An 11,783-nucleotide genomic window follows, 5' to 3' on the forward strand; every position below is an offset into this window, starting at 1 on the left:
CGAATCCACCTCGGAGGCGAGCTTCAGCCCCGCAGGTCCACCAGCAGCGGCGGCACCTGCTCGCCCGAGACCGCGGTCAGCGAGATCACCGCATGGCCCGCCGGCAACGCGTGCGCCAGGTCCGACGGCGACCAGCGCAGCCGCTCCACGTCCCGGGTGGTCACCGACTCGGTCTGCGCCGTCGTCCCCGACAGCGCCTTACGCCCCAGCCGCCCGGCCCGGCGGACCAGCCCGCCCGAGGTGTCCGGCGCGTGCGTCACCGCCGTCTCCCGGACCAGATGCGTGCCCCAGGCCTCGGAGAACATCCGGCCGTCCCACGGCGCGATCCCCGGGAACACCATCCGGCAGCCGACCGCCCCGAACAGCGGCGCCCGCAGCGCCTCGGGCAGATCGACCAGGGTCCGCAGCAACAGCACGGCGCCCGCGTTGGCCGCGCGCAGCCGCTGCAGCCCCCGGACGATGTGCGCGTCCAACGCCGTCGACGCGTCGTCCACCACCAGGCCGGCGAAGAGCGAACGGTCCTCCCGGGCCGCCGCGGCCTGCACGAACTGACCCACCAGCAGCCGCGACAGCATCCGCGCCGCCTCCGGGTGGCTGCGCTCGGGCAGCTTCACCCGCACCCGCAGCGGGTGGTCCAGCACCCGCATCGCGAACGGCGGCCGACCGGTACCGTCGGTCGCGAACGCCCCCTCGAAGGCCGGCCGGTCCAGCAGGGCCAGCCGGTCCGCCAGCAGCGCCCCCGGGTCGTCCGCCCGGCCGCGCTGGCGCTCCCGGTACTCCAGGTCCCGCTCGTACGCCGCCAGCCGGCCCGCCGCGCGCAGCGCCTTCACCAGCGCCTCCAAGGCCTCCGGCTCGCCACCGAGCAGCGCCCGCAGCTCACGCACCGCCGGGTAGCGGCCGAACCCGGCTCGGAACGGGCCGACTACCTGCTGCAGCGCCGTCCGGGCGGTCTCCGCCCGGGCCGTCAGCTCGTCCGGCAGCAGCGCCTCGGCCAGCCGGGCGGCCGCCTCGTCCGGATCCTGCACCGCCCCGTAGAGGTCCAGCCCGTACGCCGAGCCCCGGTCCCCCGGCGCGATCACCACGTCGTACCAGGCGTCCGGCCCCAGCTCCGCGTCGGCCGCGCCGATCACCACCGCGCACGCCGTACCGGCCAGCGCCTGGAGGCAGAGCGCCTCGGCGACCGGCCGGGCCAGCCGCGCGGTCTTCCCGGTGCCCGCCGGGCCGACCGCCAGCAACGAGGTGCCCAGCAGCGACGGATCCAGCGCGAAACCGGCCGCCCGGTGCGTCAACGGGTTCTTCGGCACGTCCTGCGCCGTGCCCAGCCGCACCTGGCCCAGCAGCAGATCGTGCTGCTCCTCCCGCCCGGCCAGCTCGCGCGCCTCGGAGGGGTGGGCGAACGCCGCCGCGCCCCGGGCGGCCACCTGCTCGACGAAGGCCGGCACGAACACCGGGTCGGCCTGGGCCGACTCCCAGGCCCGCTGGATCCGCACGTAGTCGACGTCCCCGACGGGCTCGCCGTCCAGCCGGCCCGCCGCCGCGGCCGCCCCGCCGAGCCGCAGCGCCGCCCACGGGTCACGCGCCCACTCGGCCTGCGCCGCCACACCCTCCTCGGCGGGCTCCTCCGTGGTCACCGTGCGCGCCATCAACGGCGCCACGTACCGCCGCCACACCTCCGGCCAGCGGCCCATCCGGCCGAACACCTTGATCACGACAGCGAGCACGAGCACGTTGAGAGTCAGAATGACCGATACGGCCACGAAGGCGGACTGGGTCGGAAGCACACCGATCAGCGTCGTTGCGTACTTGGCGAGTTCGACCCCGTACACATAGGCCAGCCACCCCACCACCGCGTTCAGCCCCGCTCTCAGCAGCAGGGGCCAGGTCGGGACCTTGGCGTCGTCCGCCCGGTCGGGGTCGACCTGGTCGTAGCCCTGCCGGTAGACGCCGGGGGCGGCGTCGGGGCGGGGGGCGGCGACCCAGGCGGCGAGGTCGAAGGGCGGGGGTGCCGCGGGGCGGCCGGGACGTTGGTGCGGCATGGGTGTCGCAGGTGCGGCGGCGGTCCGCTCGCCGTGGCCCCGTGCCCCGTCCAGTCCCATGTACGGCCCCGCTCCCTCGCCCGCCCGGCCCGACCACCGTCGGTCCCGCCATACCCATGCCGCCGCACCGGCGACACGCCCGCGCTCAATGTAGTGGAGCGTGGGCTGCCGGTAGTCGCACTCCCTGCGCTGGCCGCCCCGGACAAGTCGGACGGCCCAGTGCTACCGAGTGGCGCATGCCCGGCCGGGGAGGGCCGCCGTAGCCTGCGAAGCACCGAGCCGAGAAGTCTGGAGAAACCCATGAGCGCCGCAACGCCGCTCCCGCAGGAGCGCCGCCTGGTCACCGCGATCCCCGGTCCGAAGTCGCAGGAGCTGCAGGCCCGCAAGCTGGGTGCGGTGGCGGCCGGCGTCGGCACCACCCTGCCGGTGTACGTGTCCCGTGCCAACGGCGGCGTGCTGGAGGACGTGGACGGCAACTCGCTGATCGACTTCGGCTCCGGCATCGCCGTGACCAACGTCGGCAACAGCGCCGAGGCCGTGGTGGCCAAGGCGACCGAGCAGCTGGCCGCCTTCACCCACACCTGCTTCATGGTGACCCCGTACGAGGGCTACGTGGCCGTGGCCGAGCAGCTGAACGAGCTGACCCCGGGCGACCACGACAAGCGCACCGCGCTGTTCAACTCGGGCGCCGAGGCGGTCGAGAACGCGGTGAAGATCGCCCGCGCCTACACCAAGCGCACCGCCGTCGTGGTGTTCGACCACGGGTACCACGGCCGCACCAACCTCACGATGGGCCTGACGGCGAAGAACATGCCGTACAAGCAGGGCTTCGGTCCGTTCGCGCCGGAGATCTACCGGGTGCCGGTGGCCTACCCGTACCGCTGGCTGACCGGCGCGGAGAACTGCGCCGCCGAGGCCGCCGCCCAGGCGATCGACATCATCAACAAGCAGATCGGCGCCGAGAACGTCGCCGCGATCATCATCGAGCCCATCCAGGGCGAGGGCGGCTTCATCGAGCCGGCCAAGGGCTTCATGCCGGCGATCGTGGAGTACGCCAAGGCCAACGGCATCGTCTTCGTGGCCGACGAGATCCAGACCGGCTTCTGCCGCACCGGCCAGTGGTTCGCCTGTGACGACGAGGGCATCGTCCCGGACCTGATCACCACCGCGAAGGGCATCGCCGGCGGTCTGCCGCTGGCCGCGGTGACCGGTCGCGCCGAGATCATGGACGCCGCGCACGCCGGCGGCCTGGGCGGCACCTACGGTGGCAACCCGGTGGCCTGCGCGGCCGCGCTGGGCGCCATCGAGACCATGAAGGAGCAGGACCTCAACGGCAAGGCGCAGCGGATCGGCGAGATCATGCTCGGCCGTCTGCGGGCCCTGCAGGAGAAGTTCGCCCACCACGACTCGGTGCGGATCGGCGAGGTCCGCGGCCGCGGCGCGATGATCGCCGTGGAGCTGGTGAAGCCGGGTGGCAAGGAGCCGAACGCGGCGGCCACCGCGGCCATCGCCAAGGCGTGCCACGCCGAGGGCCTGGTGGTCCTGACCGCCGGCACCTACGGCAACGTGCTGCGCTTCCTGCCGCCGCTGGTCATGCCGGAGCACCTGCTGAACGAGGGCCTGGACATCCTGGAGAACGCCTTCGCCACCGTCTGAGGGGCGGCGCCCCCACCGGGCCGTCCGTGACCGGGTGACACCGACCCGCCGGAGGGATTCCGGACAGCATCGAACGGCCCGTGCGGACACCTCGTCCGCACGGGCCGTTCGGTCGCTACGGGCGGTTTCGTCCTGGTGTGCGGGGCGGGCCGCCGCACCGCCCACCAGGGGTGAAGATGCTGTGCTGAATCGCTGAAGCTCCTCAGTGCGCCGCGGCCGTTGACGTAGTGTCATGACAGATGGACAGCGAGCCCCAGCCATTGGCGGACCCGTCCGCGGCACCGCCCCCACCGGCGGATCCGCAGGTCGCCCGCGAGGACAACCAGGCCGACCCGCAAGGGCCGGCGCACACCGAAGGCCGATCGACCGACCGTCCGACCCATACCCCCCGGGGCGCGCGGAACGGCGATCATCAGAGCCGCCCCGGAGCTCTCCCCCCTGCTCCGGGGCGGCCACTTCGCGTTCCGGAGCGCCTGGCGGGCCCGGCCGGATCGGCGGCCCTGCCGGTGGCGCTGGCCACCGTGCTGGTGCTGATCTCCTGGCAGGTGGCCGTCGACGGGCCGCTGCTCGGACTGGACCGCTGGGTCCGGCACGGCGTCCGGGAGACCCGGCACGACCTCCACAGCACGCTGCTCAACCATCTCGGCGAGGCCCTGTCGGACCTCGGCAGCTCCGTCCCGGCGATCCCGGTCCTGCTGGCCGCCGGGGCATCGGCGGCCTGGCGGTCCCGCCGGGCCGGGGCGGCGCGCCCGTGGCTGCCGGCGCTGATCGCGGTGCTGACGGCCGGGCTGATCCCACTGCTGGTCGTCCCGGCGAAGGCCGCGTTCGCCCGGCCGGGGCCGTTCGGGATGCCCCTGGCGCCGGACCAGTGGGGCTGGTACCCGTCCGGCCACACGGCGACCGCGACCCTCTCCTACGGGGTGGCCGCGTTCCTGCTGGCCCGCACCGCCGGCGCCCGCGCCCGCCGCCGCCTGTACGCGGCCGCCGCCCTGCTCGCGGCCGGCGTCGGCCTCGGGCTGGTGTGGAGCGACTACCACTGGCTGCTGGACGTGGTGGCCGGCTGGTGCCTCGGCGGGCTGGTGCTCCGGGCGCTCGCCGGGCTGCCACCGGCCCGGAACGGCCGCGACTCCCGGCGCCACCCCTAGATGATCGATTCCGAGGGATCGCCTGCGCGTATGGGAGGGAGTGCACCGTCACTGTGTGAAGACAGAGTTGGACTCCCTCGCGGCCGCGCTCCATGTGATGACCGACGACCTGCTGAAGGATTCACCGCAGTTCAGGCATGCCCCGAGAAGGCAATTCCCGGCCACTCCAGGCGACCGGGACAGTGAGTTTTCGGCGACACACGGAGTTCGGGGTGCACCAGGCCAGCTGGGCAGGTCCCCTCGGCTCACGGTCGGCGGCCGTCCTCGCTCCCCATGCCGCAACTAATGAACAGTCAGACCGCGTTGGTGGGGGTCGGCCGGGCGACCTGGAGGCGGTAGTCCACGGAGGTGGAGAAGGTGCCTGACTCGCCCCGCAGGCTCAGCTCGTGGCTGCCGGGGGCGAGGGGGTCCAGCCGGACCCAGAGGCCGCAGGACCAGGTGTTGAGGGGGCCGGCCGTGGTGGTGAACGGGTTGCCCTTCCGCGGGTTCATCCGGATCGGGGTGGAACCGAGCTCCTCGGGGGTCAGGGAGCGTCCGTCCAGGGTGGCGCTTCCCTTGGCGGCGTTCATGAACTCCAGGCAGTCCGCGGACTCGCCGAACAGGTTCACCAGCGGGAAAACGACCGGCACCCCGACGGGGACGGTGCAGGTGCGGGAGGCCGCGCCGCCGGTGGTACCGGCGAGGAACCAGATGCCGTCCTCCTGGCCCTGGCCGCACAGGTGGCCGTCCTGATCGAGGACCGGGTTGCGGTCCTCCGCGGTGGCGGTGGCCCAGTTCCACCAGCGGGACTGCAGCTCCGGCGAGGTGAGGCTCTGTACAGCGAGCGGGGTGCTCGGTTCGGGCGAGGGCTCGTCCGTGGCCGGGAGTGCGGGCTGCGCGGTCCTGTCGGCTGCCGGAGCGGAGGTGCAGGCCGTGGTGAGGGCCAGGGCACCGACGAGCAGGCCGGCCAGTCGTCTTGCAAGCATGATCGGAAACCTTACGACATGGTGTGCGACCCGCGACGAGCCGGTGTCCGGCACCGGCTCCCCCGCCGACTGTCGAACAGCGGTGGCCGCAGGTCAGACCGTCAACTTGCCCCCGGCGCTGGCGCCGGCAGTGCCGAAAGGCGGCCCAGGCGTCGGATGGGAAATCAAGAGAGCAGCTTTGCCCAGTGCCTGAGCAGGGGTTGGTCAACCTTCAGGACCGTCACCACCCTTGGAATCAGTCAGCTAGCCCTCGGCGGGCTCGGCGGGCTCGGCGTTGCGCTGGACGAGGCCGGGCTCGCCGTTGTCGCGCTGCCAGCTGACGACCAGCTCGTCGCGGGCGCCGAAGCGGACCAGGTGACGGCCGACCACGTCCTCCAGGCCCGGCAGGTTCTCGGTCTCGCCCTCGACAGTGAGCAGCAGGGCGTCGGGGGCGGCCTCCAGCGTGGCGGTGCCGCGGCCGAAGGTCAGGGTGCCGCGGCCGGTCTCCTCCGACCAGTCGGCTTCGATCTTGCGCCCCATGTGGGCGGCGAGCTGCTTGGCGTAGCGGGCGGACCGGTCGGTGGCGACGCGGGCTTCGGAACGGGGCACGGGCCCTCCAGAATCACGGGAGGGAACTTAGGTTGCCCTCACTCGAAACCACGCTAACCCAGATAGTGAGCCAGGCTCAACAACTTTACGGAGCCCTCGTCCGTGGCGCGTCCTGCCCTGCTCCCGCCCCCGGACCGGCCGATACCCTTGGTCGACACCTGCCGAGGAGAGCCCCCATGACCACCACGCCGACCGACGACGCGGGGAGCTCCTCCACCGGCCCCGGCACCGCCCGGGACGGCGCCGCGGCCCCGGACCTCACCGTCGCGCCGGACGGCACCGCAGTGCAGGACACCGCGGCCCAGGACACGACCGCCGAGCTCGCCGACGCGATGACCAGGGCGATCAAGCGGATCCGCCGCCTCACCAGCGAGCGCCTGGAGCCCTTCGGCATCACCCCCGGTCAGGGCCGCGCCCTGCGCACCCTCGCGCACGCCCCCGGTTGCGAGCTGCCGGACCGCGCCATGCGCCTGGGCGACCTGGCGGAGCGGCTGCACATCGCCCCCCGCTCGGCCACCACCGTGGTGGACGCGCTGGAGGAGGCGGGCCTGGTCGAGCGCACCCCGGACCCCGCCGACCGGCGCGCCGTCCGGATCGTGCTGACGACGGCCGGCCGGTCGGCGGTGGAGCGGATCGGGCAGGTCCGGCACGAGGTGGCGCAGGAGTACTTCGGCCCGATCAACCCGGCCGACCAGGACGCCCTGCTGCGAGCGCTGCGCTCCGCCGAGAGCGCGTACGCGGCCACCATGCCGCCGCGCCGGACAGCGCCCCCGGGCGCAGCGCGGTGATCCCGATCCCGGCGATCACCAGCAGCGCCGCGCAGCCGGCCACCGGGCCGATCCGCTCACCGAGCAGCAGCCAGGCGGAGGACATCCCGAACACCGGGACCAGCAGCGAGTAGGGCGCGACCGTGGTGGCGTCGTAGCTGCGCAGCAGGAAGCTCCAGGCGACGAAGCCGAACAGGGTGGAGACCAGTCCGACGTACCCGATCGCGCCCAGTCCGGCCGGGGTGAGGTCGCGCAGTGCCCGCAGGTCGGCGGCCGGGCCCTCGACCAGCAGCGAGAGCCCGAGCAGCGGCAGCGGCGGGACGGCGCTGACCCAGACCATCCAGCGCAGCGCGTCGCGCGGGGCGGCCTTGCGGGTCAGCACGTTGGACAGCCCCCAGGCGACGGCGGCGAGGACGACCAGGACGAAGGCCCCGACCGGGCCGCCGACGCCGTGGTCGACGGCGCTCAGTCCGATGCCGGCGAGCGCGATCCCGAGGCCGGCCAGGCGCTGCGGGCCGGGCCGCTCGCCCAGCAGGACGGCGGCGAACAGTGCGGTGAAGACCGCCTGGCCCTGCAGGACCAGCGAGGAGAGCCCGGCCGGCATCCCGGCGTGCATGCCGAGGAAGAGCAGTCCGAACTTGACCACCCCGAGCACCAGGCCGACCCCGAGGACCCACCGCCACGCCACGCGCGGCGGGCCGACGAAGAAGACCGCCGGGACGGCGACCACCGCGAAGCGCAGGGCGCAGAAGAGCAGCGGCGGGAAGTTCTCCAGGCCGACGTGGATCAGGACGAAGTTGAGGCCCCAGACGGCGGCGACCAGGACGGCCAGCGCGATGTGACGCGGTCTCATGCTGCCGCCGGGAGCGGCCGGTGTTGCGGTCATGGGTCGAGGATGGCCGCCACCAACCGTGTAGCACTAGCGATGATTTCTGAAGGGCTGGCTTTAGCATTGCTGCATGATGGATCTGGGACGCCTGCGGGCGCTGCACGCGGTGGCCGTGCACGGTTCGGTGGGCGGGGCGGCGGCCTCGCTCGGCTTCACGCCGTCGGCGGTCTCGCAGCAGATCGCCAAACTGGAGCGCGAGACCCGGACGGTGCTGCTGGAGCGTCAGGGCCGGGGCGTGGTGCTGACCGACGCCGCCCGCGAGCTGGCCGTCACCGCGCAGGCGGTGCTGGGCCTGGTGGAACAGGCCCAGGTGCGACTGGAGGAGCAGCGCGGCCGGGCGGTCGGGCGGCTCCTGGTGGCCGCCTTCGCCACCGGCGCGCGCGGACTGATGCCGGGCGCGCTCGCCGACCTGCGCGAGCGCTGCCCCGACCTGGACGTCCGGCTGCTGGAGAGCGACCCGTACCCGGCGGCCGAGCTGGTGGCCCGGGGCGAGGTGGACCTGGCCCTGGTCCAGGACTGGCCGACCGTGCCGCTGCCGGTGCAGGAGGGCCTGGTCCGGCTGGACTTCGGCCCGGATCCGGTGGACCTGCTGCTGCCCGCCGCGCACCCGCTGGCCGGGGAGGCCGTGGTCCCGGTGGAGCGGCTCCGCGGGCAGTGCTGGATCAGCGTGCCGCCGGGCAACATCTGCCACGACTGGCTGGTCCGCACGCTGCGCGAGGTCGGCGAGGAGCCCGACGTGCGCTACCAGGTCGGCGAGTTCGAGACCCAGATCGCGCTGATCGCGGCGGGTCTGGGGATGGGGCTGGTGCCGCGGCTCGGCCGGGGCGCCCTGCCGCCGGGGGTGGTCGCCCGGCCGGTCGTGCCGGAGCCGGCCCGGCGGGTGTTCGCGCTCTGGCGCGCCCAGGCCTCCCGGCGGCCGGCGATCACCGAGGCGCTGGCCGCGATGCGGGACCGGTGGGCCGCCCTGGCGGCGTGAGCGCGGGCCCGGCCCGGGTGAGGGGCTGCCCCCCGGGCCGGGTCTGCGGCCGCCCGGGCGGCCCGGGTCCGGCTGTTCAGCCGGCGAACCCGATCACCAGCCACATGAAGCCCACCCCGAGGATGGTGCAGAGCAGGGTGGCGCGCGAGGGGTGCGGGCTGTGCGCCTCGGGGAGGATGTCGGAGGTCGCCAGGTAGAGCAGGAAGCCCGCGAAGAACCCGAGGTAGAGGCCGAGCAGTTGCTCGGGGATGGTGAACAGCAGGGTGATCGCGGCGCCGGTCACCGGTGCCAGCGCGTCGGCCGCGAGCAGGGTCAGCGCCCGCCGGCGGTCGTTCCCGTACAGCCGGGTGATCGTGTAGGTGTTGAAGCCGTCGGCGAAGTCGTGGGCCACCACGGCGACGGCGACCACCGTCCCGACGGTGGTCCCGGCCTGGAAGGCCGCGCCGATCGCGAAGCCGTCCATCACGCTGTGGCCGACCAGGGCGAGCGCGGCGGTCAGCCCGATCCCCGGCGCGGACGTTCCCTCGGCGACCGCCGGTTGGGCGTGCGCATGGGTGTGGACGTGCTGGTGGCCGTGGGTGTGCGCGGCGTATTCGCCCTCGTGGCCGCGGTGGATGGCGACCGCCCGCTCGACGACGTGGATCGCCAGGAACCCGGCCGCGAACATCAGCAGCGCCTGCGGGACGCCGTGGATCTCCCCGGGCGCCTGGTGCAGCGCCTCCGGCAGCAGGTCGAAGGCCACCACCCCGAGCATCAGCCCGGCGGCGAACCCGAGCACCAGATGGCGCCGGTCACCGGTGCGCTGGGCGACGTAGCCACCGATGAGCGTCATCAGGAAAGCGCCGGCGGCGACCAGGATCGCGGTCATCCCACCTCCCCCGTACCGGAGACCGTACGCATCCCCTCGCCTCCCCCGTGTCCTGGGCGTCCCGAGCAACCCCCGGGCGTCCCGGGCGTCCCGTGCCCCGGTGGCTCGCCGGCCCGACCGCCGAACGGTGCCGGACGCCCCGGGCCGGGAACGCCCCGGTGCCGGTGCCCCCAGCCTCGCCCGGTGCCCGGGGCGCCGCCCGCCGGACGGTCCGTGAGGGTGAGCCACGAGAGCACCCGGGCACCCGTCGGGCTCGCGGCCCGGCCGGGCCCGTTCAGTGACCGGAGGCGAGCGGCAGCCCGAGGTGGGCGCGGGCGAGCTCCCGCACGCCGTCGCCGTCGACCAGATGGATGTGCTGGTGCCCGTCCTCGCCGGTGAGGTCGAGCGCCTCGTCGGTGAACCGGCCGGTGGTCAGCCGCAGACCGCGCTCGGCGGACTCCTCGCGGACGGCCTCCGCCAAGGTCCTGATCTCCTCCTCGCCCACCGCCCCGGACCCGCGGGAGGCCCAGACCACCCAGCGCCCGGGCAGCGCGCTGCCCGCCGCCCCCTCCCCGGTGGCGACCAGGCCCGCCGGGCCGCGCAGTCGTACGCTCCACTGCTCCAGTCCGCCGCGGGTGAGCAGTTCGCGGACCAGGTGGGCGAACTCGTGCGCCGAGAGGTCCGGCGCGGACGGCACGGTGGCGCCCGCCAGGGCGGCCGGTTCGACGCCCGCCCTGGCGTAGGGGTCCGGGGTCACGGCGGCGCCGAGCTGGCGCAGCCGGACCAGTGCCTCGTCCTGTTCGGCGTCCGCGTAGACGCCCTCGCCGTCGTGCTCCTCGTAGGGGGCGGCCGCCGGCAGCAGCCTGGTCCGGGCGAGGGCGTCGCGGTCGGCGTCCACGCTCACCAGGCAGAGCGGCTCCGCTCCGGCGGACTCGCGCAGCCAGCCGTTCAGCACCACCCCGGCCAGTATCTCGTCGGTGTCGACGGCATCGGCGGCCTGCAGCGCGCGCAGGGCCAGCCGGGCGACCAGCCGCAGGTAGTCGGTGGCCCGGTCGGCCGGCGGGCGCGGCACCGGGAGTATCTCGCCGTCCGGGGCGAGCCGGTACCCGGTCAGCGACGGCACGAGGTCGAGGGACGGCAGGTCGAGGTCGAGCACGGCGGTGCGGGTGAGCGGGCGGAAGACCGCCCGGCAGGGCGCGGGTACGTCCTGGGTGGCCGTCTCGGCGGCCGCCAGCGCCCGCTCCAGCAGGGACTCGACCGCGGCCGGCTCGGCCAGCCGGTAGGCCCGCCGGCACTCCTCCAGGGTCTCGTTGTACTCGCGGACCGCGCGGGCCCTGGCCTGCTCGGCCTGCTCGTGGACCCGCCGCGACTCGTCCTCGGCCGGGCGGTCGGCCCCGGCCCGCCGGGTGCGCCACTCCCGGAGGGCACGCTGGTGGGTGAGCCGGGCCTGGGCCAGCTCGCGCTGGAAGCCGGAGTCCAGCAGTCGCCGGGTCGGCGGCTCGTCGGGGTCGGCCCCGGCCGGCCGCTCGGGCGCGTAGTCCTCCCAGCGCGGTTCCGCGTCGGCCTCGCCGCCGCCCGGGCCGGTGGCCGGGTAGGGCCTCGGCTCGTAGTGGCGGAGCTGGCTCTCGAAGTCCATCGCCGAGACGGGCAGCGCGGCCCGCCGCAGGAGGTCCGCGAGCCGCTCGTGCTCGGCCCGGACGGTGACGGACCGGTGGTGGGTCAGCGCGGCGGCCCGGGTGTGCGCGGCGACCGCCTCGTCCGCGCCCTCCGGGCCGGTCAGGCCGTCCGGGCCGCCATGACCGTCGGCCGCCCGGTCGGCCGGGCCCGGCCGTCGGTGCCCCGGGTGGCCCGCACCAGCAGGGCTATCACCAGCACGGTGATGACGATCAGGGTGCCGGCCACCGTGATCCGGGG

10 protein-coding genes are annotated in these 11,783 nt (G+C 74.7%); 4 read left to right on the forward strand and 6 right to left on the reverse strand.

The annotated features are described in order from the left end of the window. Positions 1-23 precede the first annotated feature (23 nt). Positions 24-2,036 carry an ATP-binding protein gene (locus ABZ497_RS25420; protein ID WP_359808482.1) on the reverse strand — a complete coding sequence of 671 codons (2,013 nt, stop codon included), beginning with the start codon at positions 2,034-2,036 and terminating at the stop codon, positions 24-26. A 300-nt stretch (positions 2,037-2,336) separates the two neighbouring features. Here ABZ497_RS25420 and gabT point away from each other — a divergent pair, with 300 nt between their 5' ends. Continuing rightward, on the forward strand, positions 2,337-3,692 hold the full coding sequence (gene gabT / locus ABZ497_RS25425; protein WP_359808483.1) for a 4-aminobutyrate--2-oxoglutarate transaminase: 1,356 nt from the start codon (positions 2,337-2,339) through the stop codon (positions 3,690-3,692). 506 nt (positions 3,693-4,198) lie between these two features. Beyond that, positions 4,199-4,837, forward strand: coding sequence for a phosphatase PAP2 family protein (locus tag ABZ497_RS25430; RefSeq protein WP_359808485.1), 639 nt, complete (start codon positions 4,199-4,201; stop codon positions 4,835-4,837). Positions 4,838-5,130: 293 nt separating this feature from the next. Here ABZ497_RS25430 and ABZ497_RS25435 read toward each other — a convergent pair whose 3' ends face one another. After that, positions 5,131-5,802, reverse strand: coding sequence for a signal protein (locus tag ABZ497_RS25435; RefSeq protein ID WP_359808487.1), 672 nt, complete (start codon positions 5,800-5,802; stop codon positions 5,131-5,133). 243 nt (positions 5,803-6,045) lie between these two features. After that, entirely contained in the window at positions 6,046-6,390 is a 345-nt protein-coding gene (locus ABZ497_RS25440) for a DUF2218 domain-containing protein (RefSeq protein ID WP_359808489.1), read from the reverse strand. 176 nt (positions 6,391-6,566) lie between these two features. On the opposite strand from ABZ497_RS25440, the gene ABZ497_RS25445 reads away from it, so the two are divergent. After that, positions 6,567-7,178: a MarR family transcriptional regulator gene (locus tag ABZ497_RS25445; RefSeq protein ID WP_359808490.1), complete on the forward strand. Its 612-nt coding sequence runs from the start codon at positions 6,567-6,569 to the stop codon at positions 7,176-7,178. Here ABZ497_RS25445 and ABZ497_RS25450 read toward each other — a convergent pair. After that, entirely contained in the window at positions 7,069-8,010 is a 942-nt protein-coding gene (locus ABZ497_RS25450; protein ID WP_359808495.1) for an EamA family transporter, read from the reverse strand. The two genes, ABZ497_RS25445 and ABZ497_RS25450, sit on opposite strands and share 110 nt — an antisense overlap. Before the next feature lie 106 nt (positions 8,011-8,116). Between ABZ497_RS25450 and ABZ497_RS25455 the strand changes: the two genes are divergently transcribed. After that, entirely contained in the window at positions 8,117-9,022 is a 906-nt protein-coding gene (locus ABZ497_RS25455; protein ID WP_352288039.1) for a LysR family transcriptional regulator, read from the forward strand. Between the two features lie 76 nt (positions 9,023-9,098). Here ABZ497_RS25455 and ABZ497_RS25460 read toward each other — a convergent pair whose 3' ends face one another. Beyond that, entirely contained in the window at positions 9,099-9,890 is a 792-nt protein-coding gene (locus tag ABZ497_RS25460) for a ZIP family metal transporter (RefSeq protein ID WP_352288042.1), read from the reverse strand. 274 nt (positions 9,891-10,164) lie between these two features. Beyond that, entirely contained in the window at positions 10,165-11,505 is a 1,341-nt protein-coding gene (locus ABZ497_RS25465; RefSeq protein ID WP_359808493.1) for a restriction endonuclease, read from the reverse strand. Between the last annotated feature and the right edge of the window lie 278 nt (positions 11,506-11,783).

It is taken from the genome of Kitasatospora sp. NPDC005751 (assembly GCF_040630835.1).
GTDB lineage: Bacteria > Actinomycetota > Actinomycetes > Streptomycetales > Streptomycetaceae > Kitasatospora.

Excerpts from the sequence above, each read along its gene's own strand:
- ABZ497_RS25420 (WP_359808482.1), bottom strand. The coding sequence starts at position 2,036 with ATGCCGCACCAACGTCCCGGCCGCCCCGCGGCACCCCCGCCCTTCGAC.
- gabT (WP_359808483.1), top strand. The coding sequence starts at position 2,337 with ATGAGCGCCGCAACGCCGCTCCCGCAGGAGCGCCGCCTGGTCACCGCG.
- ABZ497_RS25435 (WP_359808487.1), bottom strand. The coding sequence starts at position 5,802 with ATGCTTGCAAGACGACTGGCCGGCCTGCTCGTCGGTGCCCTGGCCCTC.
- ABZ497_RS25445 (WP_359808490.1), top strand. The coding sequence starts at position 6,567 with ATGACCACCACGCCGACCGACGACGCGGGGAGCTCCTCCACCGGCCCC.
- ABZ497_RS25450 (WP_359808495.1), bottom strand. The coding sequence starts at position 8,010 with ATGAGACCGCGTCACATCGCGCTGGCCGTCCTGGTCGCCGCCGTCTGG.
- ABZ497_RS25455 (WP_352288039.1), top strand. The coding sequence starts at position 8,117 with ATGATGGATCTGGGACGCCTGCGGGCGCTGCACGCGGTGGCCGTGCAC.
- ABZ497_RS25460 (WP_352288042.1), bottom strand. The coding sequence starts at position 9,890 with ATGACCGCGATCCTGGTCGCCGCCGGCGCTTTCCTGATGACGCTCATC.
- ABZ497_RS25465 (WP_359808493.1), bottom strand. The coding sequence starts at position 11,505 with ATGGACTTCGAGAGCCAGCTCCGCCACTACGAGCCGAGGCCCTACCCG.